At 34.8% G+C, this 19,106-nt stretch carries 15 protein-coding genes and 4 tRNA genes; 2 read left to right on the top strand and 17 right to left on the bottom strand.

All coding sequences use genetic code 11. The features are described from left to right. Positions 1 to 214 precede the first annotated feature (214 nt). Positions 215 to 1,657, top strand: coding sequence for an alpha-amylase (locus tag B0E44_RS03625; protein WP_077370840.1), 1,443 nt, complete (start codon positions 215 to 217; stop codon positions 1,655 to 1,657). Positions 1,658 to 1,807: 150 nt separating this feature from the next. Then, complete coding sequence (locus tag B0E44_RS03620; RefSeq protein ID WP_077370839.1) at positions 1,808 to 3,397, top strand: peptide chain release factor 3; 1,590 nt, start codon at positions 1,808 to 1,810, stop codon at positions 3,395 to 3,397. Between the two features lie 84 nt (positions 3,398 to 3,481). Here the strand turns inward: B0E44_RS03620 and B0E44_RS03615 are convergent, their stop codons facing one another. The 17 genes from B0E44_RS03615 to B0E44_RS03535 all read right to left on the bottom strand — a co-directional run. Further along, a complete protein-coding gene (locus B0E44_RS03615) occupies positions 3,482 to 3,853 on the bottom strand; it encodes a hypothetical protein (RefSeq protein WP_124019271.1) in 372 nt (123 codons plus the stop codon). Positions 3,854 to 4,115: 262 nt separating this feature from the next. Further along, entirely contained in the window at positions 4,116 to 4,427 is a 312-nt protein-coding gene (locus tag B0E44_RS03610) for a DUF3467 domain-containing protein (protein WP_077370837.1), read from the bottom strand. A gap of 63 nt (positions 4,428 to 4,490) precedes the next feature. After that, positions 4,491 to 8,801, bottom strand: coding sequence for a DNA-directed RNA polymerase subunit beta' (gene rpoC / locus B0E44_RS03605; protein WP_077370836.1), 4,311 nt, complete (start codon positions 8,799 to 8,801; stop codon positions 4,491 to 4,493). 238 nt (positions 8,802 to 9,039) lie between these two features. Further along, complete coding sequence (gene rpoB, locus B0E44_RS03600) at positions 9,040 to 12,852, bottom strand: DNA-directed RNA polymerase subunit beta (RefSeq protein WP_077370835.1); 3,813 nt, start codon at positions 12,850 to 12,852, stop codon at positions 9,040 to 9,042. 269 nt (positions 12,853 to 13,121) lie between these two features. Continuing rightward, entirely contained in the window at positions 13,122 to 13,490 is a 369-nt protein-coding gene (gene rplL, locus B0E44_RS03595; protein WP_077370834.1) for a 50S ribosomal protein L7/L12, read from the bottom strand. Between the two features lie 94 nt (positions 13,491 to 13,584). Continuing rightward, positions 13,585 to 14,085, bottom strand: a complete 501-nt coding sequence (rplJ, locus tag B0E44_RS03590) for a 50S ribosomal protein L10 (RefSeq protein ID WP_077370833.1) — start codon at positions 14,083 to 14,085, stop codon at positions 13,585 to 13,587. A 22-nt stretch (positions 14,086 to 14,107) separates the two neighbouring features. Further along, positions 14,108 to 14,797: a 50S ribosomal protein L1 gene (gene rplA, locus B0E44_RS03585; RefSeq protein WP_072944426.1), complete on the bottom strand. Its 690-nt coding sequence runs from the start codon at positions 14,795 to 14,797 to the stop codon at positions 14,108 to 14,110. Positions 14,798 to 14,810: 13 nt separating this feature from the next. Then, positions 14,811 to 15,248: a 50S ribosomal protein L11 gene (gene rplK, locus B0E44_RS03580; RefSeq protein WP_035639405.1), complete on the bottom strand. Its 438-nt coding sequence runs from the start codon at positions 15,246 to 15,248 to the stop codon at positions 14,811 to 14,813. A 66-nt stretch (positions 15,249 to 15,314) separates the two neighbouring features. Continuing rightward, positions 15,315 to 15,866 carry a transcription termination/antitermination protein NusG gene (gene nusG, locus B0E44_RS03575; RefSeq protein ID WP_077370832.1) on the bottom strand — a complete coding sequence of 184 codons (552 nt, stop codon included), beginning with the start codon at positions 15,864 to 15,866 and terminating at the stop codon, positions 15,315 to 15,317. Between the two features lie 9 nt (positions 15,867 to 15,875). Then, positions 15,876 to 16,073 carry a preprotein translocase subunit SecE gene (gene secE, locus B0E44_RS03570; RefSeq protein WP_077370842.1) on the bottom strand — a complete coding sequence of 66 codons (198 nt, stop codon included), beginning with the start codon at positions 16,071 to 16,073 and terminating at the stop codon, positions 15,876 to 15,878. An 18-nt stretch (positions 16,074 to 16,091) separates the two neighbouring features. Then, positions 16,092 to 16,162 (bottom strand) — tRNA-Trp (locus B0E44_RS03565). A gap of 56 nt (positions 16,163 to 16,218) precedes the next feature. Next, entirely contained in the window at positions 16,219 to 17,406 is a 1,188-nt protein-coding gene (gene tuf, locus B0E44_RS03560; RefSeq protein ID WP_077370831.1) for an elongation factor Tu, read from the bottom strand. A gap of 54 nt (positions 17,407 to 17,460) precedes the next feature. Further along, positions 17,461 to 17,532 (bottom strand) — tRNA-Thr (locus tag B0E44_RS03555). A gap of 85 nt (positions 17,533 to 17,617) precedes the next feature. Continuing rightward, positions 17,618 to 17,698 (bottom strand) — tRNA-Tyr (locus tag B0E44_RS03550). A 30-nt stretch (positions 17,699 to 17,728) separates the two neighbouring features. Continuing rightward, positions 17,729 to 17,802: transfer RNA gene (locus B0E44_RS03545), tRNA-Thr, on the bottom strand. A gap of 91 nt (positions 17,803 to 17,893) precedes the next feature. Further along, positions 17,894 to 18,196, bottom strand: a complete 303-nt coding sequence (gene hpf, locus B0E44_RS03540) for a ribosome hibernation-promoting factor, HPF/YfiA family (protein ID WP_077370830.1) — start codon at positions 18,194 to 18,196, stop codon at positions 17,894 to 17,896. Between the two features lie 33 nt (positions 18,197 to 18,229). Continuing rightward, positions 18,230 to 19,106, bottom strand: an 877-nt coding sequence (locus B0E44_RS03535; protein WP_254423238.1) for a tyrosine-type recombinase/integrase, incomplete at its 5' end; no start/stop codon positions are given.

Here is a 19,106-nt window from a genome sequence, read left to right as displayed (position 1 = left end):
TTTATAAACACTATATCGTTGTAGTGTTTATTTGAAATAAAAAAATTACAAATCTTATCCAATTTTAAATACATTCGCTACGCTAAAAAAGTTAATCTGATAATTAACAACTAATTAAAAAGTAAAAAAGCCAAAAATAAAACAGTTTTACACGCAGAACAGAATTCTTATTAAGCCCACAATTAACCTATTACTAACCTTAAATAACCAAATTATGAAGAAACCAATTTTTAGAATGTTTTTTTTGACAACACTACTGGCAGGACTTTATTCCTGTAACTCATCTGATGAAATCAGTGATGTAAACACATCGGCAACAACAGCTTTCAAGACAATAAATGTGACAACACATGACGGACGTCCATTTAGTACCGGAATTTCAAAAACATCTCTTACGGGAAAATATGTAGACAATCCAGGAGGAGGAGTTATGATGCAAGCCTTTTATTGGGATGTTCCCTCAGGAGGAACTTGGTGGAATACCGTAGGCACTAAAGTTGTCGCATGGGGAAATGCAGGAATCGGATCTATCTGGCTGCCTCCTGTATCAAAAGCACAAAATGGAGCTTTCTCAATGGGATACGACCCTACTGACTACTTTGATTTTGGCGATTATAATCAAAATGGAACCACAGAAACACGATTTGGCTCAAAAACAGAATTAGTGAACTTAATTACAAAAGCACACACTGAAAACATAAAAGTATATGCTGACATCGTAATCAACCACAATAGTGGAGGACAATCAGAAGCTAATCCTTTTACAGGAACTAATACTTGGACAAATTTTACAGGAGTAAAATCAGGCAAATTCAAACGTACTTATAATGACTTTTATAAAAACAGTTACGGCAATAATGACGAAGGTTCATTTGGAGGATTTCCAGATTTATGTCACGCAAATCCTTACGTACAAGATTGGCTTTGGAAAAGAACAGACGGTGTAGGTAAATATTACAAAAACACCATGAAATTTGATGGATGGAGATTTGACTACGTAAAAGGCTTCGGTTCTTGGGTTGTAAAAGACTGGAATGCAAATGTTGGCGGTTTCTCAGTTGGTGAATTATGGGATAGTAATGTTAATATCTTAAATGATTGGGCCAATAATGCCAATAGTTCCGTTTTTGATTTTGCTTGTTATTACAAAATGAATGATGCTTTTGACGGTAATGATTTAAACAAATTAAAAGACGACATGATGTGGAAAAGAAACCCATACAAAGCAGTCACTTTTGTAACCAATCACGATACTGATGAAATTTGGGCAAAAGAATTAGCCTATGCATACATTCTTACTCACGAAGGCTACCCAACCATTTTTTATAGAGATTACGAAGAATGGTTGAACAAAACAAAATTGAACAACCTTATTTGGATTCACAACAACAAAGCAACAGGAAATACTTCCATATTATATGCCGATAACGATGAGTATATTGCCAGAAGAAATGGCTATAATGGAAATCCTGGATTAGTGATTTACATCAATAATTCCACCGCTACATTAGAAAGATGGATTCAAACCAACTGGAGTTCAAAACAAATTAAAGATTTTACAGGAAATTCTTCATGGTATCCAACAACCCAAGGAGACCAATGGGTAAAGATACAATGCCCTCCAAAAAGTTATACTGTTTGGTCACTCAACATCTAACACTGATTATTTAGAAATTAAAGCTATCCGTTTGGGTAGCTTTTTTTTTTAGAATCATATTAATCAAAACATAACTACCCTTTTATTATAACTATATTTTTTCATATAGAATTTATAAATAGTACTTTTGCAAACTATTGATATAAAAATATGAGTTTTTTAAAAGAAATACAAAGACGACGCACTTTTGGGATTATTTCACACCCCGATGCCGGAAAAACAACACTAACTGAAAAATTACTTCTTTTTGGAGGAGCAATTCAAGAAGCTGGTGCGGTTAAAAATAATAAAATAAAAAAAGGAGCTACAAGCGATTTCATGGAAATTGAGCGTCAGAGAGGGATCTCGGTTTCTACTTCTGTTTTAGCCTTTAATTACAAAGAGAAAAAAATAAATATTCTTGACACACCAGGTCACAAGGATTTTGCTGAAGATACTTTTAGAACCTTAACAGCAGTAGACAGCGTAATTGTTGTTATTGATGTTGCCAAAGGGGTTGAAGAGCAAACCGAAAAACTGGTTGCTGTATGTAGAATGCGTAAAATTCCAATCATTGTATTCATTAATAAATTAGACAGGGAAGGAAAAGACGCATTTGACTTGATGGACGAAGTTGAACAAAAACTTGGATTAACAGTTACTCCACTAAGTTTCCCTATTGGGATGGGATATGACTTCCAGGGAATTTACAATCTTTGGGAACAAAACATCAATTTATTTAGCGGTGATAGTCGTAAAAACATCGAAGAAACAATTGCATTTTCAGATGTACAAAGCTCCGAATTAGAAAAAATAATCGGTCAAAAACCTGCTGATCGTTTACGTGAGGAATTAGAATTAATAGACGAGGTTTATCCAAAATTTGACCGACAAGATTATCTGGACGGTAAATTACAACCTGTCTTTTTTGGCTCTGCCTTAAATAATTTTGGAGTTAGAGAATTATTAGATTGTTTCGTAGCTATTGCTCCGTCACCTAGACCTAAAGACTCAGAAACTAGACTAGTAGACCCGAAAGAAGAAAAAATGTCTGGATTTGTATTTAAAATCCATGCCAACATGGATCCTAAACATAGAGACCGTTTGGCATTTATAAAAATTGTCTCCGGAACGTTTGAAAGAAACAAACCCTATTATCATGTTCGCCAAAAAAAGAACTTAAAATTCTCAAGCCCTAACGCATTCTTTGCCGAAAAGAAAGAGATTGTAGATATTTCATATCCTGGCGATATTGTTGGATTGCACGATACTGGAAATTTCAAAATTGGCGATACTTTGACCGAAGGCGAAATAATGAGTTTTAAAGGGATCCCAAGCTTCTCTCCAGAACACTTTAGATACATCAACAATGCCGATCCAATGAAAGCCAAACAGTTAGACAAAGGTGTTGATCAATTGATGGACGAAGGTGTGGCTCAACTATTTACATTAGAAATGAATAACCGAAAAGTAATTGGAACTGTAGGAGCGCTTCAATATGAGGTTATTCAATACCGATTGGAGCACGAATATGGAGCCAAATGCACGTATGAAAACTTCCCAGTTCACAAAGCCTGTTGGGTAAAACCTGATGATGCTAAAAATGAAGAATTTAAAGAATTTAAACGCATCAAACAGAAATTTTTAGCAAAAGACAAGTACAATCAATTGGTTTTCCTTGCCGATTCTGACTTTACAATTCAAATGACTCAAAGTAAATATCCAAGTGTAAAATTATTTTTCACTTCTGAATTTGAGTAAACTATAAAAAATTCAAAACACAAAAAAAACGCCAACAATAAGTTGGCGTTTTTTATATATACAAATTAAATTTAACCTAAAATATTAACAAGATTTATTATTAATTGCTTTTTTCAAAAGCGTTTTCATTAATAAGTGATTGGGTTCTCTGCCTGATGTCAAAATACTTTTTTTAGAATAAAATGAATCATTGGATTTAGTACTATTAATGTCTTCTTTGGTCCCCATAAACCACAAAATAAAGTTCATATTTGAATTCAACTCTAAAGTCGATACTCTTACAGGAGTTGTGCCATCAGTACTACCATACTGATTTAATGAAACTTCATTCGAAGGATTCTCTATATTAGAATTTTGGGAAAAAACAGTAGAACTAGTAAAAAAAACAAACCCAATTAGAATCCAAAATTGCATTTTATTGGTGTTCTTTTTTATTATTTTAAAAACTCTATTCATTTTCTTTGCTTGTGATGAATTAAGAAACATCAACTGGGCGCGAAACTAATTGAATAGATAACCAAGAAAAAAAATAGTCGTTAAAAGGCTAAAAAAACCGTTTAAGTGCAATAATTATAAAATTGAAATCAATTGAAAAAAAATCCTTGTGAACAAATCGCAAATTCTACATGACATTAAAATTTATACTTTTTGTATAATTGAGAAAGTGCAATATGACTAAATAAAAAAAGACCCCATTTCTGGAGTCTTTTTTTTTAAATTATGCTTGTCCTGTTGGACCAAAATTAATGGGAATTGAAGCTTGTTCAACCTCTTTGATTTCACCATGTGACACTTCAAACCGGTGAATATTTTCACCTAAAGCTTTAAGTAATCTTTTAGCGTGTTGTGGAGTCAAAACAATTCTTGATTTCACTTTCGCTTTTGGAACACCTGGCATTATACATACAAAATCTAATACAAATTCAGATGAAGAATGATTAATTATAGCTAAATTGGAATAAATCCCTTCGGCTACTTTTTCATCTAATTCTATGTTAATCTGCTCTTGTTGTTGTTTAGAATTGCTCATAAATTTTATTTTTATCAAAATTCTCTCCCTACATAAGTAGAGAGAGAACATTGAGGAAAAGAATTAATAAATATATTCTTCTTTATTAGCCATCATATCATTATAATCTTCTCTAGATCCTACAATTGCATTATCATATTCTCTCATACCGGTACCGGCTGGAATTCTATGACCAACAATTACATTTTCTTTCAATCCTTCTAATAAATCAACCTTACCTGCAACAGCAGCTTCGTTTAATACTTTTGTTGTTTCTTGGAAAGAAGCAGCAGAAATAAATGATTTAGTTTGAAGAGAAGCTCTAGTAATACCTTGTAAAACAGGTGTTGCAGTTGCTGTAATTACATCACGTGCAACAACTAGGTTTTTATCTGTACGCTTCAATAATGAATTCTCATCACGCAATTGACGTGGTGTTATAATTTGACCAGCTTTTAAAACACTTGAATCTCCAGCATCTTCAACCACTTTCATTCCGTATAACTTATCGTTTTCAACAATAAAGTCTTTAGTATGAATCAATTGATCTTCTAAGAACAAAGTATCACCTGGATCTTGAACTCTAACTTTACGCATCATTTGACGTATTACTACCTCAAAGTGCTTATCGTTAATTTTTACCCCTTGAAGACGGTATACCTCTTGAATTTCATTAACCAAATACTGTTGAACAGCAGCAGGCCCTTGAATTCTTAAAATATCATCTGGAGTAATGGCTCCATCAGACAATGGCACACCAGCTCTAACGAAGTCATTTTCTTGAACTAAAATTTGGCTTGATAATTTAACCAAGTATTTTCTAACATCACCAAATTTAGATTCAATAACGATTTCACGGTTACCTCTTTTGATTTTACCAAAAGAAACTACTCCATCAATCTCAGAAACTACAGCTGGATTCGAAGGATTACGAGCCTCTAACAACTCTGTAATTCTTGGTAAACCTCCTGTAATATCCCCAGATTTAGATGAACGACGTGGAATTTTAACCAAAACTTTACCAGCTTTAATTTTCTCCCCGTTTTCAACCATCAAGTGAGCTCCAACCGGTAAGTTGTAAGAACGAATCAATTCACCTTCTTTACCGTAAACCAATAAAGTTGGTATTAATTTTTTGTTTCTTGACTCAGAAATTACTTTTTCTTGGAAACCAGTTTGCTCATCAATTTCAACCATGAACGATTGTCCTTGCTCTAAATCTTCATAAGCAATTTTACCAGTAAACTCAGAAACGATAACTCCATTATATGGATCCCATTTACAAATAACAGTCCCTTTTGCTACAGAATCACCATCATTTACAAAGATGCTAGAACCGTAAGGAATATTGTTTGTACTTAATAGAATTCCTGTTTTTTCGTCAATCAATTTCAATTCAGTAGAACGAGAAACTACAATATCAACTGCATTTCCTTCTCCATCTTCACCTTTTACAGTTTTTAAATCCTCGATCTCTAGTTTACCTGCAAAACGAGTAATAATACTAGACTCTTCAGAAATACCTCCTGCAACCCCTCCAACGTGGAAAGTACGTAATGTTAACTGTGTACCTGGCTCTCCAATAGACTGCGCTGCAATTACACCAACTGCCTCACCTCTTTGAGTCATTTTACCAGTAGCTAAGTTTCTACCGTAACATTTAGCACAAATACCTTTAGTAGCCTCACAAACAAGTGGCGAACGCACTTCAACTTTCTCCACTGGAGAAGCTTCAATACCTTTCACTAATGCTTCAGTGATCTGCTGACCAGCGTGAACTAAAATCTCACTTGTCAAAGGATTAATTACATCTTGCAATGCAACACGTCCTAAGATTCTTTCTCCTAATGATTCAACAATTTCCTCATTTTTCTTCAAAGCAGAAACTTCAATACCTCTAAGAGTACCACAATCCTCGATGTTAACAATAACATCTTGAGAAACGTCATGTAATCTTCTAGTTAAGTATCCAGCATCGGCCGTTTTCAAAGCCGTATCCGCAAGACCTTTACGAGCACCGTGAGTAGAGATAAAGTACTCAAGGATAGAAAGACCTTCTTTAAAGTTAGAAAGAATCGGGTTTTCAATAATTTCACCACCACCAGCAGTAGATTTTTTAGGCTTAGCCATCAAACCACGCATACCGGTTAACTGACGAATTTGTTCTTTGGAACCCCTTGCTCCAGAATCAAGCATCATATACACAGAGTTAAAACCTTGCTGGTCTTCTCTAATGTTTTTCATTGCTAACTCTGTCAATTGAGCATTTGCTGAAGTCCATACATCAATAACTTGGTTGTAACGTTCGTTATTGGTAATAAGACCCATGTTATAATTCGCAGAAATACCTTCAACTTGCTCTCTGGCATCTGCAATTAATTTTGGTTTTTGTTCTGGGATTCTAATATCACCAAGAGAGAATGATAATCCTCCTTTGAATGCAAATTTATAACCCATATCTTTCATATTGTCCAAGAAAGCTGCTGTAGTAGGAACATCAGTCGAACTCAATACGTGTCCGATAATATCTCTTAAGTTTTTCTTAGTCAATACATCATTGATATATCCAGCTGCTTCAGGTACTACTTCATTAAATAATACACGTCCAGCAGTAGTTTGAATAATTTTATAAACTAATTCACCCTCTTCATTAAAATCTTTTGCTCTAATTTTCACTTGAGCATTCAATTCCAATCTTCCTTCATTTAAAGCAATATTAACCTCTTCAGCAGAATAGAAAGTAATTCCTTGCCCTAAAATAGTTTTCTCAGGTGTAGACAAACGCTCTTTGGTCATATAATAAAGACCAAGTACCATGTCTTGAGAAGGTACAGTAATCGGTGCACCATTTGCAGGGTTCAAGATATTGTGAGAAGCCAACATTAACAATTGTGCTTCCAAAATAGCCTCTGGTCCTAACGGCAAGTGAACCGCCATCTGATCCCCATCAAAATCCGCATTAAATGCAGTACAAACTAAAGGGTGCAATTGGATTGCTTTTCCTTCAATTAATTTTGGTTGGAAAGCTTGAATACCTAATCTGTGCAAAGTAGGAGCACGGTTTAGTAATACTGGATGTCCTTTGATTACATTCTCAAGAATATCCCATACTACAGGCTCTTTTTTGTCTATAATTTTCTTAGCAGATTTTACTGTTTTTACAATTCCTCTTTCTATCAATTTACGGATAACGAAAGGTTTGTATAATTCAGCAGCCATATCTTTTGGCAAACCACATTCGAACAATTTCAATTCAGGTCCAACAACAATTACCGAACGAGCAGAATAATCCACACGTTTTCCAAGTAAGTTTTGACGGAAACGTCCTTGTTTACCTTTTAACGAATCAGATAATGATTTCAAAGGTCTGTTTGATTCTGTTTTTACTGCAGAAGCTTTACGAGTATTATCGAAAAGTGAATCTACAGATTCCTGCAACATACGTTTTTCGTTTCTTAAGATTACTTCAGGAGCTTTAATCTCGATTAATCTTTTCAAACGGTTGTTACGGATGATTACACGACGGTATAAGTCATTCAAATCTGAAGTTGCAAAACGACCTCCATCAAGAGGCACAAGAGGACGCAATTCTGGTGGAATTACCGGAATTACTTTCATAATCATCCATTCAGGACGATTCTCTCTGTTCAAAGTAGACTCACGGAAAGATTCTACAACTTGTAGTCTCTTTAACGCTTCCGTTTTACGTTGTTTTGATGTTTCGTTATTCGCTTTATGTCTTAAGTCATATGACAATTCGTCAAGATTAATACGAGCCAATAAATCCATAATACACTCTGCTCCCATTTTGGCAACAAATTTATTTGGATCAAAATCATCTAAATATTGATTATCTGCAGGAAGAGTATCTAAGATATTCAAATATTCTTCTTCTGTCAAGAAATCTAATCTTTGAATAGATTCACCATCAGCATTTTTAGCAATACCCGGCTGAATAACTACATATCTTTCGTAGTAGATAATCATATCTAATTTCTTAGACGGAAGACCAAGGATATAACCAATTTTATTAGGAAGTGAACGGAAATACCAGATATGAGCGATAGGCACAACAAGATTGATATGCCCTACTCTATCTCTACGTACTTTCTTTTCAGTAACTTCAACACCACAACGATCACAGATGATCCCTTTGTAACGTATTCTTTTATATTTACCACAAGCACATTCAAAATCTTTAACTGGCCCAAAAATTCTTTCGCAGAAAAGACCATCGCGCTCTGGTTTGTGAGTTCTGTAATTGATAGTTTCAGGTTTTAAAACCTCACCTCTTGACTCTTTCAATATTGATTCTGGCGAAGCCAATCCAATTGAAATTTTGTCAAACCTTTTTACAGGATTCTTATCTTTATTATTATTTCTATTGTTCATCATAGTTTTTACTATTGATTTATTTGCAATTAAAAATTGATTTTGTAGATACTTAGCAATGCTACAATTCTACTACCTCGAATTACTTCTCTAAACTTCAACTAAATTTTGAAGTGCTAGTCACAAAACATTTAAGGTTTTATGAAAAATCGGAACGGGTTACGGGCATAAATCCAAAAAACTCGTAAAAATGAGTAATCAGTCTCGAAAAAAATCGGACTGATTACTACTAAATTTTAATTTATTCTTCTAAACGAATATCAAGTCCAAGACCTTTCAATTCATGCATCAATACATTGAATGATTCTGGCAATCCTGGTTCTGGCATAGACTCTCCTTTTACGATTGCCTCGTAAGTTTTGGCTCTACCTATAACATCATCAGATTTAACAGTTAAGATTTCACGAAGAGTACTTGATGCTCCATAAGCTTCAAGTGCCCAAACCTCCATCTCTCCAAAACGCTGACCTCCAAATTGAGCTTTACCTCCAAGTGGTTGTTGAGTAATCAACGAGTATGGTCCGATAGAACGTGCGTGCATCTTATCATCAACCATGTGACCTAATTTTAACATATAGATTACACCTACTGTTGCTGCTTGGTGGAAACGTTCTCCTGTACCTCCATCATAAAGATGTGTATGTCCAAAACGTGGTACTCCAGCTTCGTCAGTCAATTCATTGATTTGGTCAAGAGTTGCTCCGTCAAAAATTGGTGTAGCAAATTTTCTACCCAAATTCATACCAGCCCAACCTAAAACTGTTTCATAGATTTGTCCAATGTTCATACGTGAAGGTACCCCAAGTGGGTTCAACACAATATCAACTGGGGTTCCGTCTTCAAGGAAAGGCATATCTTCATGACGAACGATACGAGCAACGATACCTTTGTTACCGTGACGTCCCGCCATTTTATCCCCAACTTTCAACTTACGTTTTTTGGCAATATATACTTTAGCTAATTTCAAGATTCCAGATGGCAATTCATCCCCAACAGTAATAGTGAATTTTTCTCTACGTAAAGCACCTTGTAAATCGTTCAATTTAATTTTATAGTTATGAATCAAATCATTAACCATTTTATTAGTTACATCATCTGCAACCCATTGACCTTTACTTAAGTGAGCAAAATCTTCAACAGCATAAAGCATTTTTTGAGTATATTTTTTACCTTTTGGTAAAACTTCTTCACCCAAATCATTCATTACACCTTGAGAAGTTTTTCCGTTTACGATATTGAAAAGTTTCTCAATCAATTTATCTTTAAGCTCAACAAACTTAACTTCAAACTCCATTTCAAGTGCTCCTAAAGCATCTTTGTCCTGAGTACGTTTACGTTTATCTTTTACTGCTCTTGCAAATAATTTTTTATCTAAAACCACACCGTGTAAAGAAGGAGAAGCTTTCAATGAAGCATCTTTTACATCACCTGCTTTATCCCCGAAGATTGCACGAAGCAATTTCTCTTCTGGAGTCGGATCTGATTCTCCTTTTGGAGTAATTTTACCGATAAGAATGTCACCCGGTTTAACCTCGGCACCAATTCTAATCATACCATTTTCATCCAAATCTTTAGTAGCTTCTTCAGAAACGTTTGGTATATCGTTCGTTAATTCTTCGTTACCTAATTTAGTATCTCTTACCTCTAATGAGTAATCGTCTACGTGGATTGAAGTAAAGATATCGTCACGAACCACTTTTTCAGAAATCACAATCGCATCCTCGAAGTTGTATCCTTTCCATGGCATAAATGCAACTTTTAGGTTACGACCTAAAGCTAATTCACCATTTTGAGTAGCATATCCTTCAGACAATACTTGACCAGGAATCACTCTGTCCCCTTTTCTTACGATAGGTTTAAGGTTGATACTTGTTCCTTGATTGGTTTTTCTAAATTTAATTAAGTTGTATGTTTTCTCATCAGATTCAAAACTTACCATTCTTTCTTCTTCAGAACGATCATATTTGATAGTGATGATATTAGCATCAACGTATTCAACAACTCCATTTCCTTCTGCGTTAATTAAAACTCTAGAATCTGAAGCCACTTGACGCTCTAAACCAGTTCCAACAATTGGTGCTTCAGGACGAATTAATGGTACGGCCTGACGCATCATGTTTGATCCCATCAACGCTCTATTCGCATCATCATGTTCCAAGAAAGGAATCAAAGAAGCAGAAATCGAAGCAATTTGATTAGGAGCAACGTCTGTATAATGTACTTGAGAAGGGTCAATTACAGGGAAGTCACCTTCTTGACGCGCAATTACGTTTTCGGCAGTGATTTTACCAGTATTATCCATTTTAATGTTTGCTTGCGCAATTAACATTCCTTCCTCTTCTTCAGCACTTAAGTAAATAGGAGTAGCATCTAAATCAACTACACCATTATTCACTTTACGGTAAGGTGTTTCAATGAAACCCATTCCGTTTACTTTAGCATAAACACCAAGAGAAGATATCAAACCAATGTTTGGTCCCTCAGGAGTTTCAATTGGACATAAACGTCCGTAGTGCGTATAGTGAACGTCACGAACCTCAAATCCAGCTCTTTCTCTCGAAAGTCCACCTGGTCCAAGTGCAGATAATCTTCTTTTGTGTGTAATCTCAGCTAATGGATTTGTTTGATCCATAAATTGAGACAACTGGTTTGTTCCAAAGAAAGAGTTGATAACTGATGATAATGTTTTAGCATTAATCAAATCAATTGGTGTAAACACCTCGTTATCTCTAACGTTCATTCTCTCACGAATAGTTCTAGCCATACGTGCTAAACCAACACCGAATTGTTGAGACAATTGTTCTCCAACTGTTCTAACACGACGGTTTGATAAGTGATCAATATCATCAATCTCTGCTTTAGAGTTGATCAATTCGATCAAATACTTAACAATAGTAATGATATCTTCTTTGGTAAGCACTTGCTTTTCCATTGGAGTATCAAGACCAAGTTTTTTGTTAATTCTATAACGACCTACTTCACCTAAGTTATAACGTTGGTCAGAGAAGAATAATTTATCTATAATACCACGAGCAGTTTCTTCATCAGGCGGTTCTGCGTTACGCAATTGTCTGTAGATATGCTCAACAGCTTCTTTTTCAGAGTTTGTTGGATCTTTTTGTAGTGTATTGTGAATGATAGAATAATCAACAAGATTATTATCTTCTTTATGCAACAAAATAGATTTAACGTTAGAATCGATGATTTCTTCAACATTATCTTTGTCGATAATTGTATCTCTATCAAGGATTATTTCGTTACGTTCGATAGAAACAACTTCGCCAGTATCTTCATCAACGAAATCTTCATGCCAAGTGTTCAAAACACGAGCAGCCAATTTTCTACCAATATATTTTTTAAGTCCTGTTTTGGAAACTTTAATTTCTTCAGCTAAGTCGAAAATCTCAAGGATATCCTTGTCTCTTTCGAACCCAATAGCACGGAATAAAGTTGTAACAGGTAATTTTTTCTTTCTATCGATATATGCATACATTACGCTATTAATATCTGTAGAAAATTCTATCCAAGATCCTTTAAAAGGGATAACTCTCGCAGAATATAATTTTGTTCCATTTGCATGGAATGACTGTCCAAAGAAAACCCCAGGAGAACGGTGCAATTGAGAAACAACAACACGTTCAGCGCCATTGATTACAAAAGTACCACTTGGTGTCATATAAGGTATTGTTCCAAGATAAACATCTTGCACAATAGTTTCAAAATCTTCGTGTTCAGGATCGGTACAATATAGTTTCAACCTTGCTTTTAAAGGTACACTATAAGTAAGACCTCTTTCTATACATTCTTGAATAGTGTAACGTGGTGGATCTACAAAGTAATCTAGGAATTCCAATACAAAGTTATTTCTTGTATCTGTAATTGGAAAGTTTTCCATGAAGGTGTTGTATAACCCTTCGTCGCCTCTTTCGTCAGATTTGGTTTCCAATTGGAAGAAATCTTTAAACGATTTTACCTGAACATCTAGAAAATCTGGATAGTCAGGAATATTTTTTGTAGAGGCAAAATTCAATCTTTCAGTCTGATTTGTTATCATCAATGGACAAAATTTTGATTAAAAAAAAGTAGTTTTTTGTGTAAAAACACAATGTTTAATTGATACCTTTCTTTTTATAATCAATACATCTTTAAAAATGAATAGGTAAAATTCAGTTCAATTTTTTTTCTTCGTATTGATCAAAAACTTTTTCGTATTTTAAACTATTATTATAATAAAACTTGTTATAATTTTATTATACGAAAAATGGTTTAGGTCATTGAGTGACTAAACTCAAGACCTAAACCGAATTCTAAACTATGTAAGAGTTATTTTAACTCAACAACAGCTCCAGCTTCTTCTAAAGATTTTTTAAGACCTTCAGCCTCTTCTTTAGTTACACCTTCTTTAACGTTACTTGGAGCGCTATCAACTACATCTTTAGCTTCTTTCAAACCTAAACCTGTAAGCTCTTTAACTAATTTTACTACAGCTAATTTAGAAGCACCAGCTTCTTTCAATACAACTGTAAATTCTGTTTGAGCTTCTTCAGCAGCAGCTTCTCCACCACCTGAAACTACTACAGCTGCAGCAGCTGGTTCGATTCCGTACTCATCTTTTAATATTGTTGCTAATTCGTTAACTTCTTTTACAGTTAAATTAACTAATTGTTCTGCGAATTGTTTCAAATCTGCCATTTTTTCTATCGTTTTAAAATGATTTGTAAAAATATAATTTATTTATTGTGCGCTATTTTAAGCAACAAGGAAACTAAATTCCCTGTTTTGAGTATTATGCCCCAGCCTCTTCGCTATTAGCGAATTGGTTTTGTAAAGCAGAAATAACTCTTTGAGCTGGTGATTGTAACAATCCAATGATTTCGCCGATAAGCTCTTCTTTAGATTTAATAGTAGCTAATGCTTCTAATTGATTATCACCGATGTAAATTTCAGAATTGATATAAGCTCCTTTTAATACAGGCTTATCAGATTTTTTTCTGAAATCTTTAATGATTTTTCCAGGTGCATTTGCAACATCCGCAATAAAAATCGCAGAATTTCCAGCCAATACAGTTGGTAAATCACCAAAATCTTTATCAGAAGCTTCCATTGCTTTTGCAAGCAAAGTATTTTTAACTACTTCTAATTTTATACCCGCTTTAAAGCAAGCTCTTCTCAAGTTTGAAGTAGTTTCTGCGTTCAATCCAGAAATATCAGATACATAAACAATATTTGTACCAGCTAACTGCGCAGTTAAATCTTCAATCGCGATTGATTTTTCTTCTCTAGTCATACTAAAAATTATTAACTACCAATTATACTGCTTTAGGGTCCAATGCAATAGCAGGACTCATAGTGCTTGTAAGGTGAATACCTTTAATGTAGGTACCTTTAGCAGCAGTTGGTTTAAGTTTGATTAATGTTTGAATAATTTCGTGTGCATTGTCATAAATTTGCTCAGCTCCAAAAGAAACTTTACCAATTCCTGCATGAACGATACCAGTTTTATCAACTTTGAAGTCAATTTTACCAGCTTTTACCTCTGCAACAGCTTTTGCAACATCCATAGTTACTGTACCTGTTTTAGGGTTTGGCATTAAACCTCTAGGTCCTAAAATACGACCTAATGGACCTAATTTACCCATTACAGCTGGCATAGTGATGATAACATCAACATCTGTCCAACCATCTTTTATCTTTTGTAAATAATCGTCAAGACCTACATAGTCTGCACCAGCTGCCAAAGCTTCCGCTTCTTTATCTGGAGTAACTAATGCTAATACTTTAACATCTTTACCTGTACCGTGAGGTAAGGTTACTACACCTCTCACCATTTGATTCGCTTTTCTTGGATCTACACCCAATCTAACAGCGATATCAACAGACTCATCAAATTTTGCAGAAGCAATAACTTTAATTAATGCAGCAGCATCTTTTAAAGAATATAATTTGTTCTTTTCAATTTTTGAAGCAGCCTCTTTTTGCTTTTTTGTCAATTTTGCCATGTCTTTCTCTTAATTAAAAAGGAGAATCTCCTGATACAGTTATACCCATAGATCTAGCTGTTCCAGCAATCATGCTCATAGCAGATTCGATTGTGAATGCATTTAAATCTACCATTTTATCTTCAGCAATTGCTTTGATAACATCCCAAGTAACGCTAGCTACTTTTTTACGATTTGGTTCACCTGATCCGGACTTTAGCTTTGCAGCTTCCAATAACTGGACAGCCGCCGGAGGAGTTTTTACAACAAAATCAAATGATTTGTCTTTATACACAGTAATTTGTACTGGGCATATTTTGCCGGGTTTATCTTGTGTTCTAGCATTAAATTGCTTACAGAACTCCATGATGTTTACCCCAGCAGCTCCTAAAGCAGGTCCAACCGGTGGCGACGGGTTCGCAGCACCTCCCTTAACTTGTAGTTTAACTACCTTACTAATTTCTTTAGCCATTTTTAAAAAATTTAACACGACAATCATTGGAAGCGATTGCAGTGGATATTATAGATGTAACAAAAATTATACTTTTTCAACTTGCATAAAACTCAATTCCAAAGGTGTTTTTCTTCCGAAAATTTTCACCATTACTTCAAGTTTACGCTTTTCTTCATTAATTTTTTCAACCGTTCCGTTAAACCCATTAAAAGGACCATCGATCACTTTAATAGTTTCACCTAAGTTGAAAGGAATTGAACGAGTATCTGTATTTACAGCCAACTCATCAACTTTACCTAACATTCTATTTACTTCTGACATTCTCAACGGAACTGGCTCACCACCTTTAGTTTCCCCTAAGAACCCTATAACACTTGTAATAGACTTAATAATATGAGGAATTTCTCCAACCAAATTGGCTTCCAACATAACATATCCTGGAAAGTAAACTTTATCTTTCGATAATTTTTTACCTTCTTTCACAGTAACTACTTTTTCAGTAGGCACAAGAACTTGTGAAACGTAATCACTCATACCTAAACGAGCAATTTCCGTTTCGATATAAGCTTTCACTTTATTTTCTTGTCCGCTTACTGCACGAACGACATACCACTTTTTTATATTATTATCTGCCATTAGAAAAAATTATGCTTTTATCCAGGTGAAAAATTTCTCTAATAGATTTGCAAATACTTCATCTACTCCCCATGTTGCTAAAGCGAATACCACTGAAAATACAGCAACAACAATCGTAAGACGTTGTACTTCAGCCCAAGCTGGCCAAGTTACATTTGATTTTAATTCTTCAAATGATTCTGATATGTAATTAACAACTTTTGTCATAGTGATTAGTTTATTTTGCACGGGCGGAGGGATTCGAACCCCCATCAACGGTTTTGGAGACCGCTATTCTACCCTTGAACTACGCCCGTAGTTAATAAAAACCAGTGTCGTCAAAACGACACTGGTTTTGGTATTTATTATAGTATTAAGCTACAATTTCAGTTACCTGACCTGCACCTACAGTTCTACCACCTTCACGGATAGCAAAACGTAAACCTACGCTCATTGCGATTGGACTTAACAAAGTAACATTGATAGTTAAGTTGTCACCTGGCATTACCATCTCTACACCTTCTGGTAAAGTAATAACTCCTGTTACGTCAGTTGTACGTACGTAGAACTGTGGACGGTAGTTATTATGGAATGGAGTATGACGTCCACCTTCTTCTTTTTTCAAGATATACACCTCAGCTTTGAAAGTAGCATGTGGTTTAACTGATCCTGGCTTAATGATAACCATTCCTCTTTTGATAGATTCTTTATCAATACCTCTTAACAATAAACCTACGTTATCTCCAGCCTCACCTCTATCAAGGATTTTACGGAACATCTCAACTCCTGTAATAGTAGAAGTTAATTTTTCAGCTCCCATACCAATGATTTCAACAGCATCTCCTGTATTAGCAATACCAGTTTCGATACGACCTGTAGCAACAGTTCCACGACCTGTAATTGTAAATACGTCTTCAACCGGCATCAAGAATGGTTTTTCAGTATCACGGATTGGCTCTTCGATCCAAGAATCTACAGCTTCCATCAATTCAAGAATTTTAGGAACCCAAGCAGCATCATTATTCAATCCTCCTAAAGCAGAACCTTGAATAACTGGACAGTTGTCACCATCATATTCATAGAAAGACAATAAGTCTCTGATTTCCATTTCAACCAATTCCAACAACTCAGCATCATCAACCATATCCACTTTGTTCATGAAAACTACCATTCTAGGAATACCTACTTGGCGACCTAAAAGGATGTGCTCACGTGTTTGTGGCATTGGACCATCAGTTGCAGCTACAACAAGGATAGCACCGTCCATTTGAGCAGCACCAGTAACCATGTTTTTCACGTAATCCGCGTGACCAGGACAGTCAACGTGTGCGTAGTGACGGTTAGCAGTTTCGTACTCAACGTGTGATGTATTAATTGTAATACCTCTTTCTTTTTCTTCAGGAGCATTATCAATTTGATCAAATGATTTTGCTTGACAGTAACCAGCATCAGATAACACTTTTGTGATTGCTGCTGTTAAAGTAGTTTTACCGTGATCTACGTGTCCGATCGTACCAATATTTAAGTGTGGTTTCGAACGGTTAAAGGTTTCTTTTGCCATTTTACTTAATTTTTAATCTAGTTTATATATTTATTTCAATTTCCTACTTACTTGAGCCAACTACGGGAATTGAACCCGTGACCTCTTCCTTACCAAGGAAGCACTCTACCTCTGAGCTAAGTCGGCAGAATCCTTGATTAAAGAGATTAGATTTCTAATTTTAGATTTTTCAATCTACAATCTCAAACCTTCAATCTAAAATTAATTCTTGTGGGGAGAGCAGGATTCGAACCTGCGAAGTTCACACAGCAGATTTACAGTCTGCCCTCGTTGGCCGCTTGAGTATCTCCCCAACTTTTTTCATTACAACTTTTGCCTTTTGAGCCGGCGGAGGGACTCGAACCCACGACCTGCTGATTACAAATCAGCTGCTCTAGCCAACTGAGCTACGCTGGCGATTTCAATAAAAAAAGTCCGCTATTTCTAACGGACTGCAAATGTAGAGATTTTATCTTTTAATCAAAACATTTTTTGAAAAAAAATTTAATTAAATATGTGTTCTTAACTTTTCTTTACGTTTTACCAGTAATCGCTCTAGAGATTCTGCTGATTGCTCCACTGCCTCCTCAAAGGATTTACACTGCTTTTTAACCAAAAAATCATCTCCAGGAACATTAATCTTTATTTCGACAATTTTATTTTCCTTCTCACTTGTCTTTTCCACTTTCATAAAAACATCTGAAGAGACAACTCTATCATAATATTTTTCCAATTTATCCATTCTCTCTTGAACGAAATCTACTAGCTTTTTGTCAACAGTAAAGTTAACTGCATGAACATTTACCTTCATAATCAATCTTTTTAATGGTTAAACATTTCAGAATTACTTTTTATTCCTAGGATGCGCCTCTTGATACACTTTCTTAAGCTCAGATAAACTGCTATGGGTATAAATTTGCGTAGAAGCCAAACTAGAATGTCCTAATAACTCTTTAACTGAATTCAAATCGGCTCCGTTGTTTAATAAGTGAGTCGCAAACGTATGTCTTAATACATGAGGACTTTTTTTTACCTTCTCAGAGACAGTACTAAAGTATGAATTTATTAAACGATACACAAAAGAATCACTCAATTTTAACCCTTTTTTTGTTAGAAAAAAATAATCTGCATCCACTATTGTTTCCAGCAAGGAACGCTCCTTAATATATAGCGACAACTGTTCTAACACTATAGGCAAAACTGGAAGAATACGCTCTTTATTTCTTTTCCCCAATACCTTCAAAGTATTACTTACTAAATTAACATTGGAATATTTCAAATGAATAAGCTCTGTTCTTCGTATTCCTGAAGTATAAAACAACTCCACTATGAGTTTATCTCTTATTTCCTGAAATCCTTCGGAATGTAAATTTTGAGACAACGCTTCTTTAAGTTCTTTTTCTGAAAATGGAATTTGAAGTTTTTTTTCCGTTTTTAAAGCTTTGTGCTTCAGCAACGGATTAATCTGAATTTGTTTTATTTTTAAGAGAAATCTATAAAAAGCTTTTAAGGAAGCTATCTTTCTATTTACTGTACTATTCGAAAGACCATCTTCTACAAGCGAAACAATCCAACTTCTAATCTGATTGTAATTTACCTGCTCAATAGTGTCCTGATCAAAATGCTCTTTATTAAACGACTCGAAGTAAGTAACATCATTTAAATAAGCATTTATAGTATGTGAAGAATATTTTTTCTCAAATTGCAAATAATCTCTAAAT

This window comes from Flavobacterium sp. A45, from assembly GCF_002001005.1.
In the GTDB taxonomy this organism is placed as follows: Bacteria; Bacteroidota; Bacteroidia; order Flavobacteriales; family Flavobacteriaceae; genus Flavobacterium.
The sequence above is the reverse complement of the archived record's forward strand: the minus strand, read 5'-3'. Positions and strand labels throughout refer to the sequence as shown.

Excerpts from the sequence above, each read along its gene's own strand:
- rplL (WP_077370834.1), bottom strand. The coding sequence starts at position 13,490 with ATGGCAGATTTGAAACAATTCGCAGAACAATTAGTTAATTTAACTGTA.
- B0E44_RS03615 (WP_124019271.1), bottom strand. The coding sequence starts at position 3,853 with ATGAATAGAGTTTTTAAAATAATAAAAAAGAACACCAATAAAATGCAA.
- B0E44_RS03625 (WP_077370840.1), top strand. The coding sequence starts at position 215 with ATGAAGAAACCAATTTTTAGAATGTTTTTTTTGACAACACTACTGGCA.
- rplJ (WP_077370833.1), bottom strand. The coding sequence starts at position 14,085 with ATGACTAGAGAAGAAAAATCAATCGCGATTGAAGATTTAACTGCGCAG.
- secE (WP_077370842.1), bottom strand. The coding sequence starts at position 16,073 with ATGACAAAAGTTGTTAATTACATATCAGAATCATTTGAAGAATTAAAA.
- rpoB (WP_077370835.1), bottom strand. The coding sequence starts at position 12,852 with ATGATAACAAATCAGACTGAAAGATTGAATTTTGCCTCTACAAAAAAT.
- tuf (WP_077370831.1), bottom strand. The coding sequence starts at position 17,406 with ATGGCAAAAGAAACCTTTAACCGTTCGAAACCACACTTAAATATTGGT.
- nusG (WP_077370832.1), bottom strand. The coding sequence starts at position 15,866 with ATGGCAGATAATAATATAAAAAAGTGGTATGTCGTTCGTGCAGTAAGC.
- rplA (WP_072944426.1), bottom strand. The coding sequence starts at position 14,797 with ATGGCAAAATTGACAAAAAAGCAAAAAGAGGCTGCTTCAAAAATTGAA.
- rplK (WP_035639405.1), bottom strand. The coding sequence starts at position 15,248 with ATGGCTAAAGAAATTAGTAAGGTAGTTAAACTACAAGTTAAGGGAGGT.
- rpoC (WP_077370836.1), bottom strand. The coding sequence starts at position 8,801 with ATGATGAACAATAGAAATAATAATAAAGATAAGAATCCTGTAAAAAGG.
- hpf (WP_077370830.1), bottom strand. The coding sequence starts at position 18,196 with ATGAAGGTAAATGTTCATGCAGTTAACTTTACTGTTGACAAAAAGCTA.
- B0E44_RS03620 (WP_077370839.1), top strand. The coding sequence starts at position 1,808 with ATGAGTTTTTTAAAAGAAATACAAAGACGACGCACTTTTGGGATTATT.
- B0E44_RS03610 (WP_077370837.1), bottom strand. The coding sequence starts at position 4,427 with ATGAGCAATTCTAAACAACAACAAGAGCAGATTAACATAGAATTAGAT.